The organism is Paenibacillus sp. FSL E2-8871 (assembly GCF_038000345.1).
Classification (GTDB): domain Bacteria; phylum Bacillota; class Bacilli; order Paenibacillales; family Paenibacillaceae; genus Paenibacillus_AQ.
On sequence record NZ_JBBOBV010000001.1, the window covers coordinates 3,993,137 to 4,011,705 of the forward strand.

An 18,569-nucleotide genomic window follows, 5' to 3' on the forward strand; every position below is an offset into this window, starting at 1 on the left:
GATATGCTTAAATTTCGTAATCACCAATGTACTGCTGAGTTTCGACTAGTCGCTGCGCGGTCTTTTGCTTATCTTCTTCGCCAAGCTTCTCTCTGATCTCTTCGATCTCTTTTTGCAGAAAGCGAAGTGAATCTACAAGCGGGTCTGGCATCTTGGTATGATCCAAGCGATCGGATACACGTTCACCGTTACGTTTTACTACACGGCCCGGATTTCCTACTACTGTACTGTTATTTGGAACTTCACGCAGCACAACCGCATTCGAACCTATATTTGAATTGTCGCCGATACGAAACGATCCTAATACCTTCGCACCAGAACCAATAACTACATTGTTGCCAACTGTGGGATGGCGCTTACCTTTTTCTTTCCCTGTCCCCCCGAGTGTAACACCTTGATAGATAATAACATCATCACCGATTTCACAGGTTTCCCCAATAACAATCCCCATACCATGGTCGATAAACAGCCTATCTCCGATGACAGCTCCGGGATGGATTTCAACACCGGTCATAAATCTACTAAACTGTGAGACCATACGGGCCATTGTATACCAGCGGCGTTTGAAAAAAGAATGGGCAATCCGGTGACCCCAAATGGCGTGCAACCCTGCATATGTGAAGACAACCTCGAACCAGCTGCGGGCAGCGGGATCGTTATCAAATACCGCCCGAATGTCCGACTTAATATGCTTAAACATCACGGTTCCTCTCTTCTTGACTCCCCCATCTCCTGTTTACAGGTACACAAGGAAGGTATTGTCTCCAATCCATCATTCTTATCATACATATGCTGTGGGTGTTTGCTTGGTTTGTTATATTAGAAAAGATACCCTGAAACAAAAAAAGCCCCTGCAGCATAAAGCTGCAGAGACGTTTAACCGCGGTTCCACTCTGCTTGAACGAATCAAACAGACTGCTGTTGTTACCATCGGCAGAGTTCCTTCGTTCCACTTGGCATCATTAACGGCGATGTACCCGGCGCGATCTAACGAGCCTTTAGGATCGTTCAACCGTGCAGCTCACAGGCGCATGTTCTGCCCCGGACAAATGAATAACTCCCAGCCCGAAAGGGTATCCCTTTCTCGGTTATTCTCTCTGGCAATTGCCTTTATGGACGTACTTCTCCTGATCACAGCTATTATCATATGGTTCTATCTTAGCGTAAAAGATAAGGGACTGACAAGAGGCTTAATGATAAGTAATACTACCTTAAGCTCCTTTAATTTGTGATTTCAAACGTTCGATGACACGGTTTTGGCCGAGCAAAGCAATCGTTATATTAAGATCACGTCCGTGCGTTTGTCCAGTCAAAGCCACACGTATCGGCATAAAGAGCGCTTTGCCTTTGTGCCCTGTTTCTTTCTGCACTTCCTTGATCAGTACAGCCATATTACTAGCACTGAAATCCTGACAAGCTTCAACCTTAGCTAGGAAAGCAGACAAGACTTCAGGCACTTGGCTTTCCGCCAGAACCTGCGCCGCTTCTGTTTCTAACTCGAGATGGCTGCGGAAGAATAGTTCAGATAGCTCTACGATATCAGAGGCAGAGGTCATCTGCTCTTGATACAGTGCTACAAGGCTTTCTGCCCATGCCTGCTGCTCATCATTCAGCTCAGCCGGTATTTTCCCCGCTTTTTGCAGATGTGGAATCGCTAATGCCGAGATCCGTTTAGGATCAGCATGCTTAATATAGTGATTATTTAGATGCGCCAGCTTGTGCTTATCGAATACAGCCGGACTTTTGGACAAACGGTCCGCATCAAAAATAGAAATAAGTTCTTCTTTACTGAAGATCTCCTCTTCTCCCTCTGGTGACCAGCCCAGTAGAGAAATGAAGTTAACCAAAGCCTCAGGCAAGTAACCCAATTCATCATATTGCTCAATAAATGTAATTACAGATTGATCCCGCTTGCTAAGCTTCTTATGGTTGTCACCGACAATCAGTGTCATATGACCAAATATTGGGGGTTTCCAACCAAGAGCCTCATAGATCATAAGCTGCCGTGGTGTGTTGGAAATATGATCTTCCCCACGTAGTACATGGGTGATAGCCATCAAATAATCATCAACAGCTACCGCAAAGTTATAGGTCGGAATTCCGTCCTTCTTCACGATAACAAAATCACCCATTTCTTTCGTATCAAAAGAAATAGTACCTTTTACGATATCATCGAACGTGTACGTACGATCTTCTGGTACACGGAAGCGAATGCTAGCTACTCGTCCCTCAGCTTCAAAGGCAAGGCGTTGTTCTTCCGTCAAATCACGGTGTTTGCCGGAATAACGAGGGGTTTCTCCACGTGCAGTCTGTTCTTCACGTTCTGCTTCCAGTTCTTCCTCTGTGCAGTAGCAGCGGTAAGCCAAACCTTTATCCAGCAAATCCTGCCAATATACACGATATAGGTCAAGACGTTCAGTCTGGCGGTAAGGTCCGTACTCTCCACCAACATCAACACTCTCATCCCAATCCATGCCTAGCCATTTCAAATACTTAAGCTGGCTCTCTTCGCCACCTGCGACATTGCGCTTCACGTCTGTATCTTCAATTCTGATAATGAATTTACCGCCTTTATTACGGGCGAACAGATAGTTAAACAGCGCCGTTCTGGCGTTACCTATATGTAAATGTCCCGTAGGGCTCGGTGCGTAACGCACCCGGACTTGATCCGTCATTATATTCCCTCCGCTTCATATGGTTAAAACTTAGATTTGCTACTTAGACCATCTCAAGATGATATCACATCTTGGAGTAGACAGACAATAGATTGTGCGGCAATTCCTTCACCACGACCGGCAAAACCAAGCTGTTCAGTAGTCGTAGCTTTAACGTTCACTTTGGACGGGTCCGCGTGAAGCGCACGAGCGATAATCTCCGTCATTTGTGGAATGTATGGCGCCATCTTTGGTTTTTGGGCAATAATCGTTGAATCGATATTTCCAAGCTTATAACCTCGCTCGCTAGCAAGTGCCCACACTTGTTCTAATAATTTCAAGCTATCCGCGTCCTTAAACGCTGGATCTGTGTCCGGAAAATGTCTGCCAATATCACCAAGTCCTAGTGCGCCTAGAATCGCGTCACTTACTGCGTGCAGCAGCACATCGGCATCGGAATGTCCTACTAATCCTTTTTCATAAGGAATCGTAACGCCTCCAATAATACAAGGCCTTCCCTCAACCAGTTGATGTACATCAAACCCTTGTCCTACAGCGATCATGATTGTCCCTCTCCCCTGTTTCTTTCTGTGAATTCTGCAAAATCCAAATCATCTGGCGTCGTAATCTTAATATTTCTGTAGCTTCCCTCTACCACAGAAACCGGAATACCAGCACGCTCTGCCAAGCTGGAATCATCAGTACCTAGAAATGCATCCCGCTCCGCGGTCGCATAGGCATCCAGCAATTCAGAAAGACGAAAAGTCTGCGGGGTTTGAATCGCCCACAGACTTCGCCGATCCGGCGTAGACAGTACTTTGCCTTCGTTATCTACCTGTTTGATCGTATCTTTGACTGGTACAGCAAGAACTGAAGCACCGATCTGCTTCGCTCGCTCATAACATGCCTCAATTTCTTTCGGCTGCACAAACGGACGAACACCATCATGTACCATTACCCACTGTGTCGTAAGTTTCAACAATCCTTTATGTACGGAATGCTGACGCTCAGATCCACCAGGTACTATAGCCTTAACCTTGTCCAGCTTATAGAGCTGTATCCATTCCCGGCAGCGCTCAATATCTTCCTTACCGGTTACGAGCACGATTTCAGAAATCAATTCGTGCTGCTGAAATACTTCCAGCGTATGAACGATGATTGGTTTCCCCTGCAGTAACAGATATTGTTTGCTCTCTACAGTCCCCATTCGCGTTCCTCTGCCTGCCGCCACAATGACGACGCCCACACTGTTTGACATTACTCTGGCTCCTGTCTTTCACGTATATTCCCATCATAACGTGTTTGGCGGGCATTTCCAACCCATAGGACATTTGCCGTGTACTTTATCTACGCTTATTGTGCTTTTTCCAAGAGCTTTGGCTTCGCAAATATCATCCGTCCAGCTGAAGTTTGAAGCACACTCGTGACGAGAACCTCCATCGTAGTTCCGATATATTCCCGTCCGCCTTCCACAACGATCATTGTTCCATCGTCTAAATAGGCTACGCCTTGTCCATGCTCTTTGCCATCCTTAATGACCTGAACTACGATTTCCTCACCAGGCAACACTACGGGCTTCACGGCATTCGCAAGATCATTAATATTCAGGACTGAGACTCCTTGTAATTCGCAAACCTTATTCAAGTTAAAGTCATTGGTAACTACTTTACCTCGCAGTACCTTCGCTAACTTCACCAGCTTACTATCCACCTCAGAGATTTCTTCAAAATCTCCCTCGTAGATTAATACCTTCACATCGAGCTCTTTTTGGATTTTATTGAGAATATCAAGTCCCCGCCGTCCGCGATTACGTTTCAGTAGATCGGAAGAATCTGCGATATGCTGGAGCTCCTCAAGTACGAATTCCGGTATGACAATCGTTCCCTCAATAAATCCAGTTTTGCAAATGTCGGCGATCCGCCCATCAATAATAACGCTCGTATCGAGGATTTTATGCTCCTCCAGGCCACGACCTTCCGGTTCAGCCGCTTGCCCCCAGCGTCCAGTTGTCCAAAGTGCAGCTAGTTCCTCTTTTTTCTCCAGACCGATCCGCAGCCCCATATATCCAAAAGCTAACGTAACGGGTACCTGCAGCAACTGCCCAGCTTTTCCAAGCCAAATCATAGCAGGATATAACAGAAGAGATAGCAAAAGCCCTCCTGTAAGCCCAGCTGCACCTGCAGCCAATTCATTCATTGGTATACGCGAACAGTACAGAACCGCCTCCCGCAGTTTTGAACCTCCCCATTCCGCGCATAAAGACCCCGCAAACAAAAAAATAATGGCACCCAGCACCGTAAATAAAATGCTTCCCTCTACAGGTAAACTTTCACTCAGCTTTTCCATCCCCTTGGGGAATCCTCTTTCAAGCGCATGGTATAGCGAAAAACCAGACCAAGCACCACATATTAAAGCAAAAGACAATATCACTTTTTTCCACATAACCTAACGCACCTCCTTTTTATTCATCCTTGAATGATCTATACCTCACCAGTATGTTCCAATTTTCAAGACGATAAACTTGGGGTAGCGCTGGAATTGCAAAAAGGCTTTGCCATCCCCTAAGGACGACAAAGCCTCTAGCTATAATTATATTAGTTCAACCTTACTACAAGACTGCTTTAACCGTTCTTCGAGTGATACACTTTATCTTCAGAACGTCTTCTACGACGGTGACGGCGTCTGGCTGTCAATCGATCGATGTTTTGTTTAAAACCATATAACGCGTAAATCCCAAGTAAGACGAAGATTAGCTTAGCAATTTGTTCAGGGAACACAACAGCAACAGCCACGGCAACAACAATGACTACTGGCGCTCCGACAACCACTTTTTTAGGTAATCCAACCTTCTTAAAATTAGGATATTTAACAGTGCTGACCATCAAATATGATAAGAGCAATGTAGCCACGATCATAAATGGAGCAGAAACATCTTTATTAAAAAGAGCTAATGTGGCAAGTACACCACCAGCAGCAGGAATTGGCAATCCGATGAAATAACCAGGAACCCCTGGATGAACATTAAAGCGAGCTAGGCGCAATGCACCAAACACCGGGAAAATTGCAGTTACTGTCCAGGCTAATGCAGAATTTAAATCATGCAGGCTTGAGACGTACATAATAACAGCCGGTGCTACTCCAAAAGAAACTACATCAGACAAAGAGTCCAATTCCTTACCAAATTCACTCTCACATTTAAGTGCGCGAGCAACCCGGCCATCTAATCCGTCTAACAGCATAGCAATAATAACCATGATAGCGGCCATGCTAACTTTACCGTCAAACGCCATCATGATACCAAACATTCCGAGCATCAAGTTACCTATGGTAAAAAGACTCGGAATTGATTTTTGTATCATTTCTTCACCTCAATTTTCTCACATTGGCCTTAAACAGCTCCAATATTACGTGATTGTATGTTATTTACATTTGCCTGTCAATAAGAACTTGCTTCTGTAAACGTTTGAGCCCATCCTGAATATTACGAGCCCGCACCTCACCAATTCCGTCCACTTCATCCAGTTCAGCTATGCTTGCAGACATCAAATTAGGCAGCATTTCAAACCGCTCCACCAGATTATGAATGATCACATTTGGAAGCCGCGGAATCTTGTTGAGCAGACGATATCCACGCGGAGTAACCACCTCTTCGGAAGAAATTGCCGTAGAAGAGTAGCCCAGCAATCGAGCAATATGGTTGTCATCCATTAGGTCATCATCACTAATACGTTTGAGACCGGCAATAATTTCACGAATTTTATCTTCTTGCTCTTCCTTAGCATAGTCTCTGTATAGGAGCCATGCTTCTTCCTCTGTATTTCCAACCAGTTCTTCCATCTGCATGCTGATTAAGCGTCCTTCATTGCCTAGTTCATTTATATATCGTTTGATCTCCATTTTTATGCGTAGAACCATCTCTACCCGCTGAATCACTCCGACCACTTCAGCTACGGTGACGATTCCCTCATACTCCGAAGCAGACAAATTCGTCAGTCCTTGTGTAAGAACCGCTTTGTACTTTTCGAGGGTCTGAATCGCTTGATTAGCTTTAGCCAAAATAGCTCCGATTTCTTTTAACGCATACCGAATGGAACCTTGATACAGGGTAATAATATTGCGGCGCTGTGAAATAGAAACAACCAGTTTACCTGTTTGCTTCGCTACGCGCTCGGCGGTCCGGTGACGAATGCCTGTCTCGATTGAAGAGATGGACGAATCCGGAATTAGCTGTGTATTTGCATACAAAATTCGTTTCAAATCCTCACTAAGAATAATGGCACCGTCCATTTTGGCGAGCTCATATAAATAATTGGGCGAAAAATCGCAGTTAATGGAGAATCCTCCATCCACTACCTCCATCACCTCAGGACTATACCCAACGACGATTAGTGCTCCCGTCTTAGCGCGCAGCACATTCTCAAGACCTTCCCGAAAGGGTGTCCCCGGTGCCGCCAGTCTGAGCAGATCATTCATATTCTCTAATTGGTTATATTCTTTCATAATCCCTGTGCCCCCTAATCTAACGCGACCGATAGTGCATCTGCTACGGTACTGACGCCAATAATCTGGATATCTTGCGGGTGCTTCCAGCCTTTCAAACTTTTCTCTGGCATGATCACCCGCCGGAAGCCTAGCTTCGCGGCCTCCTTCACACGCATTTCCGCGCGTGAAACACCTCTTACTTCACCTGTAAGTCCTACTTCACCGAAGAAAACATCGTAAGGTTTTGTTGAAATATCACGAAAGCTGGAAGCGATACTAACAGCTACTGCTAAATCAATCGCCGGTTCATCCAGCTTCACTCCTCCAGCAACATTAAGGTATGCATCCTGATTTTGCAGGAACATGCCCATCCGCTTCTCAAGTACAGCGATAATGAGTGCCATCCGCTGGTGATCCATACCTGTGCACACCCGGCGTGGGGAGGGGAAATGAGTGGCAGCGATAAGAGCCTGAAGCTCAACAAGCACCGGTCTAGTCCCTTCCATACTAGCCACGACTGTAGATCCGGCTACGCCGAGTGGACGCTCCGATAAGAAGAGCTCCGATGGATTTTCTACTTCTGTTAGACCCACTTCACCCATTTCGAAAATGCCGATTTCATTCGTTGAACCGAAGCGGTTCTTTACAGCCCGCAGGAGTCTATACGTATGATGCCGCTCTCCCTCAAAATACAGCACACAATCCACCATATGTTCAAGCATCCGTGGGCCTGCAATAGCGCCTTCCTTGGTGACATGCCCAACGAGAACTGTAGCAATTCCCCGAATCTTAGCGATACGCATAAATCTTGTCGTACATTCCCGAACCTGGGTCACACTGCCTGGCGCACTAGTTACTTCTGGCATAAATACAGTCTGAATCGAATCGATAACAAGAAATTGCGGCTGAATTTGTTCAATCGCTTCTTCTATGCTTTCCATATTCGTCTCACATAGTACATATAGCTCAGCTGACAACGCACCGAGGCGATCCGCACGTAGTTTAGTTTGCCTTACCGATTCTTCGCCCGAAATATACAGCACTCGCAATCCCTGAGTTGTCAGAGCATGCGACGTCTGTAATAAGAGCGTAGATTTACCGATTCCTGGGTCTCCCCCTACTAGTACCAGCGATCCTGGCACGATCCCCCCACCGAGAACACGGTTAAGCTCACCTATACCTGTCAGTATGCGCGGTTCCTTGTCACTTTCTATACTTATGATCGATTGTGCCTTTTCTTTACTATGAAAAATAGGGGCATTCATTCCCTGTGTTTTGACTACGCTTTCCGTTTCCTCCACCATGGAGTTCCAAGCTTGGCACCCGGGACATTTTCCGAACCATTTTGGCGATTCGTATCCACAATCGGTGCAAAAAAATTTAGTTTTTGGTTTAGCCATTTGTTCTCCTTACGGTCCGAACTTTTAAATTGCGGATATTTTCTTCTAATGAAAGTTTACCATTTCTGCCCCTTTAACGAAAGGTCATTCGGAATTTGTACTAAATGTATATTTTAAAGTGATAAATTTATATTAAAAAAGCTTCCGCCCCTCTATAAACTGAGGAGCGGAAGCTTTTTTTATTCCGTTTTTTTTATTCGGATTCTACTTCTTTTTCAAGCAATGGAGCTACAGGAGCATCCACTTTATTCACTACAAGTTCTCCGCCAACTTCATCAATGTTGAGCGAATCACCCTTTTGGATATTTCCTCTCAACAATTCCTCGGAAAGACGGTCTTCAATATGCTTCTGAATCGCACGACGCAATGGACGTGCACCAAAGGCTGGGTCGTAACCTTCCTTAGCCAGGAAAGCCTTCGCCGCATCCGTGAGTACGAAATCAACATCATATTCACGCAGCCGCTTGCGCAGCTCATCAGACATCAACGTAACGATTTCAGCAATATGCTTCTCATCGAGGGAATGGAAGACGATGATTTCGTCAATCCGGTTCAAGAACTCAGGACGGAAGCTCTTCTTAAGCTCTTCCATAACCTTGCCCTTCATATTACCGTATTCTGCTCCAGCATCTTGCACAGCTGTGAATCCAAGTGTCGAATTCTTCTTGATCGCTTGTGCGCCTACGTTAGAAGTCAGAATAATTAATGTATTACGGAAATCGACTACCCGTCCTTTAGAGTCAGTTAAACGACCATCTTCAAGAACTTGCAGCAGAATGTTGAATACTTCTGGGTGCGCTTTTTCAATTTCATCAAGCAGCACTACAGAATAAGGTTTCCGGCGTACCTTCTCGGTTAATTGGCCACCTTCTTCATAGCCAACATATCCAGGAGGGGCTCCGACTAAGCGGGACGTGGAGTGCTTCTCCATGTATTCCGACATATCAATACGAATGACCGCATTCTCATCGCCGAACATGGCTTCAGCCAATGCACGAGCCAACTCAGTTTTACCTACACCAGTAGGACCGAGGAAGATAAAGGAACCCATTGGACGTTTCGGATCTTTAAGACCCGCACGCGCACGGCGTAGTGCCCGGCTAACTGCCTTAACAGCTTCGTCCTGACCGATCACTCGTTCATGCAGTAAAGCCTCCATGTTAAGTAGACGGTCGGTCTCCTCTTCCTTCAGCTTGCTTACAGGTATACCCGTCCAGCTAGCTACAACCTGTGCGATGTCTTCAGGTGTAACCTCTGAATCCGTGCGACCCTGTTTTTCTTTCCATTGATTCTTAGTCGTATCAAGCTCTTCACGGATTTTTTGCTCTGTATCACGCAAGGCCGCCGCTTTTTCAAACTCTTGACTCTGTACTGCGGAATCCTTCTCCTTACGGATATCATCCAAGCGCATTTCAAGTTCCTTCAGATTTGGCGGGATGGTGTAAGAGTGAAGCCTTACTTTAGATCCTGCTTCATCGATAAGGTCAATCGCTTTATCTGGCAGGAAACGATCCGGGATGTAACGATCGGACAACTTCACTGCTTCCACTATAGCTTCATCCGTAATCTTCACACGGTGATGCGCTTCATAACGATCGCGAAGTCCGAACAGAATTTGGACCGCTTCTTCTGGAGATGGCTGATCCACCGTAATCGGTTGGAAACGACGCTCCAACGCAGCATCTTTTTCAATATATTTACGATATTCGTCAAGCGTAGTCGCACCAATGCACTGAAGTTCTCCACGGGCTAAAGCCGGCTTCAGAATGTTAGATGCGTCAATCGCACCTTCCGCGCCACCAGCACCGATCAGCGTATGAAGCTCATCGATAAAGAGCACGATATTACCTGCTTGGCGAATCTCATCCATAATTTTCTTGAGGCGGTCTTCAAACTCACCGCGATATTTTGTTCCAGCCACTACTGAGCCCATGTCGAGCGTCATGACGCGTTTGTCGCGAAGTGTTTCTGGGATTTCATTATTGATAATCTTTTGTGCAAGTCCTTCAGCGATAGCTGTTTTACCAACACCAGGTTCACCGATCAGTACCGGGTTATTCTTAGTCCGGCGACTCAGTACCTGAATAACACGTTCAATTTCTTTACTACGGCCGATAACTGGATCTAGATTGCCCTCCTTAGCATAGGCGGTCAAATCGCGCGCAAGACCATCTAGGGTCGGTGTGCTGACGTTAGCCGGAGTCCCGCTATGACTAGAGGCAGCCTCGCTGCTTCCTAGGAGCTGAAGAACTTGTTGACGAGCTTTGTTCAAGCTGATGCCGAGGTTATTAAGCACACGAGCCGCGACACCTTCCCCTTCACGGATAAGTCCAAGCAAAATATGCTCAGTGCCAACATACGTATGACCCAATTTGCGGGCTTCGTCCATCGACAGCTCAATCACTTTTTTAGCGCGAGGAGTATAAGCAATGTTCGTAGGCTGTTCTTGACCTCTGCCAATCAGTGTCTCCACTTCGTCCTGGATTTTTTCAAGACCTAGCCCTAAAGCTATTAATGCCTTAGCAGCAATGCCGTCTCCTTCACGAATAAGTCCGAGCAAAATATGTTCTGTACCAATATTGTTGTGTCCTAAACGAACAGCTTCTTCCTGCGCCAGCGCTAGCACTTTTTGTGCGCGTTCCGTAAATCTTCCAAACATCATATCTCCTGCACCTCCATGAATAATAAATATCTATATTAATGTTGTGTTCCCAGTGTTTCTCGGAGCAGTTTTGCCCGATACATATCTCGTTCAGTAGCGTTCAGCTCATCGCCGAACATCTTTTGCAGAAATCCTGGCTGTGTCTTAACGTTAAGTTCATTAAGCACTGAAATCGAAAGACCTTCCAGAATACCAAGGTCAACCCCAAGTCTCACATCAGATAGGCGTTGAGCAGATTCTTTAAGCTCCATAAGAGCTGCATAACATAAAATTCCGTAAGAACGCTTCACTCGGTCTGTTATTCTCAAGGCGGAATCAACAAGCAACCGTTCACGTGCATTTCGCTCATGCTCAATAATCTGGGTAACTACACTGTGAAGGTTCTCTATAATTTCACTTTCCGTTTGACCGAGAGTGATCTGATTAGAAATTTGAAAGATGTTCCCTACTGCTTCGCTACCCTCACCGTAAATTCCTCTTACAGTCAATCCCACTTGGTTCACTGCAGACAATATGCGATTGATCTGATGAGTCATTACAAGCGCTGGTAGATGCAGCATTACCGAGGCACGAAGCCCAGTACCAACATTGGTGGGACAACTAGTCAAATATCCTCTTTTATCATCAAAAGCGTAATTGACAGCTGCCTCGAATATATCATCGATCGCCGTCGCACGATCCCATGCTTCTCTAACCTGAAGACCAGGAAACAGACACTGGATTCGCAGATGGTCCTCTTCGTTAATCATGATGCTGACCGACTCATCTTCATTTAATAAGACAGCCGCACTGCGCGAATCATTAGCCAAGTTAGGACTGATTAGATGCTTCTCAACCAGTACCTTTTTGTCCAGTTCATTCACTTCATCAAGCTTTAGGAGTTGAAAAGATCCGAAATCTGCAGCTGCTTCCTCATGAAACACAGGAGCCAGTAGCTCTAATACTTCTTCCGATTGCTCTAAGGAAGCCAGCATTGGGAACGGAAGATGCTCTAGATTACGGGCAATACGCATACGACTGCTAATTACAATCTCAGAATGACTACCTCCAGAACGCATCCAATCACTAAGCGCTTGTTCAGTAAATCGGAGACTTGACATGTCATATCCCCCCTATATATCAAAGACTTTACTCTTGTGCTATTTCTTTTTCAAGTTTACGAATCTGATCTCGCAGCTCCGCTGCTTTCTCGAATTCTTCTTGTGTAATACTTTGCTGTAATTCCTGCTTGAGTTCATCAATTTGGCGTCTAAACACAATCTGAGCTCCTGCACGTTTCGGAATCTTACCTACATGTGAAGTACTGCCGTGCACTCGCTTAAAAAGCGGGTCCAGTGCGCTGTTAAAATATTCATAACAGGAGCTACAGCCAAAACGGCCTAATTTACTAAACTGGGAGTACGTCATCCCACAATTCTCACATTGCAGACTCTGCGTTGTCTTCGTTGCAGCCGACTTCTCCTTGCCGGCACCTTCAAGATCAAGCAGACCTGAGAGCAGACTGTGGATGGAGAATCCTCCAGCCGTTCCGGGAATGAGTTCACCCTTCTCCCGTGCACAGCTCTCGCAGATATGAAACTCCGTCTTCTCTCCATTCACGATCTTAGTGAAGTGGAGTGTTGCCGGCTTGACGCCACATTCCTGGCATTGCATAAGCGAAAGCCCCTCCCTTATGGTTGACAATTATTTGCCTAACAAAGAGATTAACATCGCCTTCATAATCTTGGCACGAATCTCATCCCGGTATGGAATCTTAACCGTTAGGCATTCCCGAGAAACAGCAGCGCGCATAAGGCACGCTTCACGCTTACTTAGAAAACCAGCTTCCTCCAGCTGATAAATCAGCCCTTCAGCAGCGTTCTGATCAATCCCGCCACCTATAGTATGGTTTAAATGGGCATGCAGTGCCACGGTTGGTGGTAATTCAAAACGTTGAATACGAATATATCCCCCGCCACCACGCTTACTTTCCACCACATAACCTTTTTCCAGAGTAAAGCGTGTACTGATGACATAATTGATCTGTGACGGTACGCATGAGAACTGGTCCGCCAGGTCATTTCGCTGGATTTCCACCGTACCTTCGGGACTTTCATGCAAAATATTCTTCAGATATTGTTCGATAATATCAGAGATATTGCGCATCACTCATCCTCCAGTGCTTAAATCTTTATAATACCGATTGCAACTTGCATTCATAATGACAATGGTCTTTAATTGAACTTAAACATTTGTGGATAATCCCACGTGTTCAGAGGATCGGATCGCTGTCATTATGCTTCGTTGACTTTGACTTTCTTTGACTTTTTAATATTATAACATATTCTGTGCTAATTCCAAGTGGATTCTCTTATTTTTCACTTTTTTCAGCGAATGTATTCGGAAATAAAGAACTCTCCCAACTTCTTTCGAAGGGGAGAGCCTAATTTTTGTCAAGTATAAACGTCTTCGTTGTCCTTATTAGGACGATAAGCGTTTATGCGAGAAATATAAGGATAATGTATAGCGTGAAACTTATACTTTCTTATATTTTTAAAAATGATCAAATAAAGCTGTCTGTGCTTGTGGAATAATTTCTTCAAACCATTCCAGTGCTGCTGCGTGGCCAGAGACACTTCCATAACGAGCCATCTCTGTTGGTCGTTTGTATCCAAGCATCAAGGCCGTCAAAATGCCTATATCACAGCTCAAGTCTGCTTCCGCCCGTTCCCCTTCCACTCGTATCAAAGTAGCCGAGCCCTCATTAGAGATATTCCATGCCCATAACCCATCATTCCAAGGTGCATACTTATCTTCGATATATATTAGCTGCTTCTTTTGACTACTATTTCCTCTGAAGGCGTAAGTTTCAATGAATGACTTGGCATTAACAATCCGCCCCATAAAATAAGGATAATTCTCTTGTCCTATACGTGGATCTGGCAGCAAGAAAGGTAACATGTCATCCGAAGGCACTAGCTTTAAGGATGCACCGGTCACCATCGAATCATGGTTCGCAAGAAATGTCCACAGCCCCTGCCGAGCTTGTTCATTCAAAAAAACAAATTCATCAATAACCAGTTCTCTGTTCTCTACCTTATACAGCACATATCCCTCTGGTTCACCACTCTTGGAGTAAAATACTGCACTCTTTCCTTCATCATCTAGAACAGAGTTCTCCCACCAGTCCAAATCGCGCTTAAGTGTCCCGTTATATCTGACAGCGAATCGATTGTATAGGCTATCTAATACTTCGATATCTTTTATATCCCGTTTAACCTTGCCCTCAACTTCGACCTTTTTGGGAAACTTCGCTACTGGAATAGAGTATTTCTTATATTCACAATAAACCTCCCAGCCAAATTTACGATAAAACGGAATCAAGAACGGGTGTAGAAAAGAGAGCGTTTGACCTGCCTCATTCATCGTATGCAGCGCATGAGACAATAGATTTGCCACATGTCCTTGTCTGCGGTTCTCTGGCCATGTAGCCACTCCTGCTATACCACCCATAGGTACCACTCTGCCCTGTATGTAGACTTGGAAAGGTATAATCGTCAATTTAGCTTCCAATGTTCCGTCCTCAAAAGCACCCCATACCTGTTCAGCCTTAAATCTTTCTTTAGCACTTGCCCTTTTTTCACTAGGAAGCTTGTACTGAAAAGCATATTCTGACAAGTTCATGCTTGCATCGAATTCTTCTGAACGTAACTGTCTTATTACCACAAACTCACCTCATCCTTTATAAAATTACTTTTAGGATAAGTATAACAAGAGCGTCAATTGTGCGCTAATCTATTGCATTATTTATAACTTTATTTTTAGTTATCCACAGCTCTATGCAGTTTTAAAAATAGTCTTGAAATCTTGTCACATCCAAGTTAAAATAGTTATCCACTTATCAATAGCTCTATCCACATAATCCCGGTTATATCCACAGCAACCCGTGTACTACTTAGGTTTTCTGTTGACAGATCCATATAAATATGTATTTAATCCACACTATTTAGGGATTATTTCTCTTTCAATCATCTATCCACATGTGCGTAACTTTTCTGCAAATCCAAAAGTTTATCCACAAGTTTTCCACAGTATATAATAAACGCAAAAAAGCCACTGTCGATTACTCAACAGTGGTCTAATTGTGCTTGGCAACGTCCTACTCTCCCAGGACCCTTCGGTCCAAGTACCATCGGCGCTGGAGGGCTTAACGGTCGTGTTCGGGATGGGTACGCGTGGAACCCCTCCGCTATCGCCACCAAACATGCGTCTGTGAAACAGACGCTGCCGCGTGAAATTTCGTTCATCACCAGAAGTGAGAATGAATTTCTTAGCGTGTTACAGGCTTGATGCCTGAAAACTGAATCCGAATTGAATTTGCGTTCTAAGTATAGGATAAGCCCTCGACCGATTAGTATTGGTCAGCTCCATGCATTACTGCACTTCCACCTCCAACCTATCTACCTCGTCGTCTTCAAGGGGTCTTACTAATTGGGAAATCTCATCTTGAGGGGGGCTTCACGCTTAGATGCTTTCAGCGCTTATCCCGTCCGTACGTAGCTACCCAGCCATGCTTCTGGCGAAACAACTGGTGCACCAGCGGTACGTCCATCCCGGTCCTCTCGTACTAAGGACAGCTCCTCTCAAATTTCCTGCGCCCACGACAGATAGGGACCGAACTGTCTCACGACGTTCTGAACCCAGCTCGCGTACCGCTTTAATGGGCGAACAGCCCAACCCTTGGGACCTACTTCAGCCCCAGGATGCGATGAGCCGACATCGAGGTGCCAAACCTCCCCGTCGATGTGGACTCTTGGGGGAGATAAGCCTGTTATCCCCAGGGTAGCTTTTATCCGTTGAGCGATGGCCCTTCCATGCGGTACCACCGGATCACTAAGTCCGACTTTCGTCCCTGCTCGACTTGTAGGTCTCGCAGTCAAGCTCCCTTATGCCTTTGCACTCTTCGAATGATTTCCAACCATTCTGAGGGAACCTTGGAACGCCTCCGTTACTCTTTAGGAGGCGACCGCCCCAGTCAAACTGCCCGCCTGACACGGTCCCCGTACCCGATTAGGGTACTAGGTTAGAACCTAGATACGATCAGGGTGGTATCCCAACGGCGCCTCCACCGAAGCTTGCGCTCCGATTTCTACGGCTCCCACCTATCCTGTACAGATCGTACCCAAATTCAATATCAAGCTGCAGTAAAGCTCCATGGGGTCTTTCCGTCTTGTCGCGGGTAACCTGCATCTTCACAGGTATTAAAATTTCACCGGATCTCTCGTTGAGACAGCGCCCAAGTCGTTACGCCATTCGTGCGGGTCAGAATTTACCTGACAAGGAATTTCGCTACCTTAGGACCGTTATAGTTACGGCCGCCGTTTACTGGGGCTTCGGTTCATAGCTTCGGGTTACCCCTAACCACTCCCCTTAACCTTCCAGCACCGGGCAGGCGTCAGCCCGTATACTTCGCCTTGCGGCTTCGCACAGACCTGTGTTTTTGCTAAACAGTCGCTTGGGCCTTTTCACTGCGGCCCCCTCGTGCTATTCACACTACCGGGGCACCCCTTCTCCCGAAGTTACGGGGTCATTTTGCCGAGTTCCTTAACGAGAGTTCTTCCGCGCGCCTTAGAATTCTCTTCTCGCCTACCTGTGTCGGTTTGCGGTACGGGCACCTTCTCCTGGCTAGAGGCTTTTCTTGGCAGTGTGAGATCATGACCTTCGCTACTGTAATTTTCGCTCCCCATCACAGCCCAGCCTTAATGATGTGCGGATTTGCCTACACATCAGCCTCACTGCTTAGACGGACATATCCATCAGTCCGCGTCACTACCCTCCTGCGTCACCCCATCGCTCATAGCGGATTACGGTGGTACAGTAATTTCAAACTGTTGTCCTTCGACTACGCCTTTCGGCCTCGCCTTAGGTCCCGACTTACCCTGAGCGGACGAGCCTTCCTCAGGAAACCTTGGGCTTTCGGCGGATCAGATTCTCACTGATCTTTTCGTTACTCATACCGGCATTCTCACTTGTATGCTGTCCAGCGCTCCTTACGGTACACCTTCAACCCACATACAACGCTCCCCTACCCCAGATACATACGTATCTAGCCATAGCTTCGGTGGTGTGTTTAGCCCCGTTACATTTTCGGCGCAGAGTCACTCGACCAGTGAGCTATTACGCACTCTTTCAATGGTGGCTGCTTCTAAGCCAACATCCTGGTTGTCTGTGCAACTCCACATCCTTTCCCACTTAACACACACTTGGGGACCTTAGCTGATGGTCTGGGCTGTTTCCCTTTTGACAATGGATCTTAGCACTCACTGTCTGACTCCCGGCAATAAGTATATGGCATTCGGAGTTTGACTGAGCTTGGTAATCCTTGCGGACCCCGCACCCAATCAGTGCTCTACCTCCACTACTCTTATACCGAGGCTAGCCCTAAAGCTATTTCGGGGAGAACCAGCTATCTCCGAGTTCGATTGGAATTTCTCCGCTACCCCCACCTCATCCCCGCATTTTTCAACATGCGTGGGTTCGGGCCTCCAGTGCGTGTTACCGCACCTTCACCCTGGACAGGGGTAGATCACACGGTTTCGGGTCTACGTCCACATACTCATTCGCCCTATTCAGACTCGCTTTCGCTGCGGCTCCGTCTTCTCGACTTAACCTTGCATGTTAAACGTAACTCGCCGGTTCATTCTACAAAAGGCACGCCATCACCCATTAATAGGGCTCTGACTTTTTGTAAGCACACGGTTTCAGGTTCTATTTCACTCCCCTTCCGGGGTGCTTTTCACCTTTCCCTCACGGTACTGTTTCACTATCGGTCGCCAGGTAGTATTTAGCCTTAGCAGATGGTCCTGCTGGATTCATACGGGGTTTCACGTGCCCCGCACTACTCGGGATCCGTCTCGGAGAGAACACAGTTTAGGTTACAGGGCTTTTACCTCTATCGCGGGCCTTTCCAGACCTCTTCGCCTACCATATTCCTTTGTAACTCCATGTGAGACGTCCCACAACCCCTAAGAGCAAGCTCTTAGGTTTAGGCTGTTCCGCGTTCGCTCGCCGCTACTGACGGAATCACTATTGTTTTCTCTTCCTCAGGGTACTTAGATGTTTCAGTTCCCCTGGTCTGCCTCTACATCTCCTATGTGTTCAGAGATGAGTAACTGCGAATTACCACAGCTGGGTTTCCCCATTCGGACACCCCCGGATCAAAGCTTGCTTACAGCTCCCCGAGGCAGTTTCGTTGTTCGCCACGTCCTTCGTCGGCTCCTGGCGCCTAGGCATCCTCCGTGTGCTCTTATTAGCTTAACCTTGATTTTTCCGCAGGAAAATATCATACAATGACATTCTCTTTGGAATCATCTCACTAATAACATTTACTTG

Annotated in this window: 13 protein-coding genes and 2 rRNA genes; all 15 read right to left on the bottom strand. The window is 46.2% G+C overall.

Annotation, left to right across the window (positions count from 1 at the left end; all coding sequences use genetic code 11):
• Positions 1 to 7: 7 nt before the first annotated feature.
• Positions 8 to 700, bottom strand: coding sequence for a serine O-acetyltransferase (cysE, locus tag NYE25_RS18310; RefSeq protein WP_341146520.1), 693 nt, complete (start codon positions 698 to 700; stop codon positions 8 to 10).
• 511 nt (positions 701 to 1,211) lie between these two features.
• Positions 1,212 to 2,675, bottom strand: coding sequence for a glutamate--tRNA ligase (gene gltX / locus NYE25_RS18315; RefSeq protein WP_341146521.1), 1,464 nt, complete (start codon positions 2,673 to 2,675; stop codon positions 1,212 to 1,214).
• A gap of 53 nt (positions 2,676 to 2,728) precedes the next feature.
• Entirely contained in the window at positions 2,729 to 3,217 is a 489-nt protein-coding gene (gene ispF, locus NYE25_RS18320; RefSeq protein ID WP_042192203.1) for a 2-C-methyl-D-erythritol 2,4-cyclodiphosphate synthase, read from the bottom strand.
• The gene (gene ispD / locus NYE25_RS18325; protein WP_341146522.1) at positions 3,214 to 3,912 is read right to left on the bottom strand and encodes a 2-C-methyl-D-erythritol 4-phosphate cytidylyltransferase; all 699 of its coding nucleotides are present in this window, start codon (positions 3,910 to 3,912) and stop codon (positions 3,214 to 3,216) included. Before ispD ends, ispF begins: the two co-directional genes overlap by 4 nt.
• A 95-nt stretch (positions 3,913 to 4,007) precedes the next feature.
• The gene (locus NYE25_RS18330) at positions 4,008 to 5,096 is read right to left on the bottom strand and encodes a PIN/TRAM domain-containing protein (RefSeq protein ID WP_042131244.1); all 1,089 of its coding nucleotides are present in this window, start codon (positions 5,094 to 5,096) and stop codon (positions 4,008 to 4,010) included.
• Positions 5,097 to 5,275: 179 nt separating this feature from the next.
• The gene (gene pssA, locus NYE25_RS18335) at positions 5,276 to 6,013 is read right to left on the bottom strand and encodes a CDP-diacylglycerol--serine O-phosphatidyltransferase (protein WP_042192208.1); all 738 of its coding nucleotides are present in this window, start codon (positions 6,011 to 6,013) and stop codon (positions 5,276 to 5,278) included.
• A gap of 64 nt (positions 6,014 to 6,077) precedes the next feature.
• The gene (gene disA / locus NYE25_RS18340) at positions 6,078 to 7,154 is read right to left on the bottom strand and encodes a DNA integrity scanning diadenylate cyclase DisA (RefSeq protein WP_042131246.1); all 1,077 of its coding nucleotides are present in this window, start codon (positions 7,152 to 7,154) and stop codon (positions 6,078 to 6,080) included.
• 14 nt (positions 7,155 to 7,168) lie between these two features.
• A complete protein-coding gene (gene radA / locus NYE25_RS18345; protein ID WP_042131247.1) occupies positions 7,169 to 8,536 on the bottom strand; it encodes a DNA repair protein RadA in 1,368 nt (455 codons plus the stop codon).
• Between the two features lie 193 nt (positions 8,537 to 8,729).
• The gene (clpC, locus tag NYE25_RS18350; RefSeq protein WP_042131248.1) at positions 8,730 to 11,198 is read right to left on the bottom strand and encodes an ATP-dependent protease ATP-binding subunit ClpC; all 2,469 of its coding nucleotides are present in this window, start codon (positions 11,196 to 11,198) and stop codon (positions 8,730 to 8,732) included.
• Between the two features lie 35 nt (positions 11,199 to 11,233).
• Positions 11,234 to 12,298 (bottom strand): protein arginine kinase, encoded by a 1,065-nt coding sequence (locus NYE25_RS18355; protein WP_042192210.1) that lies wholly within the window; start codon positions 12,296 to 12,298, stop codon positions 11,234 to 11,236.
• 28 nt (positions 12,299 to 12,326) lie between these two features.
• Positions 12,327 to 12,851: a UvrB/UvrC motif-containing protein gene (locus tag NYE25_RS18360; RefSeq protein WP_042192214.1), complete on the bottom strand. Its 525-nt coding sequence runs from the start codon at positions 12,849 to 12,851 to the stop codon at positions 12,327 to 12,329.
• Positions 12,852 to 12,881: 30 nt separating this feature from the next.
• Positions 12,882 to 13,343: a CtsR family transcriptional regulator gene (locus NYE25_RS18365; RefSeq protein ID WP_341146523.1), complete on the bottom strand. Its 462-nt coding sequence runs from the start codon at positions 13,341 to 13,343 to the stop codon at positions 12,882 to 12,884.
• A gap of 387 nt (positions 13,344 to 13,730) precedes the next feature.
• Positions 13,731 to 14,903: a GNAT family N-acetyltransferase gene (locus tag NYE25_RS18370; RefSeq protein ID WP_341146524.1), complete on the bottom strand. Its 1,173-nt coding sequence runs from the start codon at positions 14,901 to 14,903 to the stop codon at positions 13,731 to 13,733.
• Between the two features lie 420 nt (positions 14,904 to 15,323).
• Positions 15,324 to 15,440 (bottom strand): 5S ribosomal RNA (gene rrf, locus NYE25_RS18375).
• Between the two features lie 128 nt (positions 15,441 to 15,568).
• Positions 15,569 to 18,497, bottom strand: a 23S ribosomal RNA gene (locus NYE25_RS18380).
• Positions 18,498 to 18,569: the final 72 nt, after the last annotated feature.

Coding starts and splice junctions, on each gene's coding strand:
- cysE (WP_341146520.1), bottom strand. CDS start 700: ATGTTTAAGCATATTAAGTCGGACATTCGGGCGGTATTTGATAACGAT.
- gltX (WP_341146521.1), bottom strand. CDS start 2,675: ATGACGGATCAAGTCCGGGTGCGTTACGCACCGAGCCCTACGGGACAT.
- ispF (WP_042192203.1), bottom strand. CDS start 3,217: ATGATCGCTGTAGGACAAGGGTTTGATGTACATCAACTGGTTGAGGGA.
- ispD (WP_341146522.1), bottom strand. CDS start 3,912: ATGTCAAACAGTGTGGGCGTCGTCATTGTGGCGGCAGGCAGAGGAACG.
- NYE25_RS18330 (WP_042131244.1), bottom strand. CDS start 5,096: ATGTGGAAAAAAGTGATATTGTCTTTTGCTTTAATATGTGGTGCTTGG.
- pssA (WP_042192208.1), bottom strand. CDS start 6,013: ATGATACAAAAATCAATTCCGAGTCTTTTTACCATAGGTAACTTGATG.
- disA (WP_042131246.1), bottom strand. CDS start 7,154: ATGAAAGAATATAACCAATTAGAGAATATGAATGATCTGCTCAGACTG.
- radA (WP_042131247.1), bottom strand. CDS start 8,536: ATGGCTAAACCAAAAACTAAATTTTTTTGCACCGATTGTGGATACGAA.
- clpC (WP_042131248.1), bottom strand. CDS start 11,198: ATGATGTTTGGAAGATTTACGGAACGCGCACAAAAAGTGCTAGCGCTG.
- NYE25_RS18355 (WP_042192210.1), bottom strand. CDS start 12,298: ATGTCAAGTCTCCGATTTACTGAACAAGCGCTTAGTGATTGGATGCGT.
- NYE25_RS18360 (WP_042192214.1), bottom strand. CDS start 12,851: ATGCAATGCCAGGAATGTGGCGTCAAGCCGGCAACACTCCACTTCACT.
- NYE25_RS18365 (WP_341146523.1), bottom strand. CDS start 13,343: ATGCGCAATATCTCTGATATTATCGAACAATATCTGAAGAATATTTTG.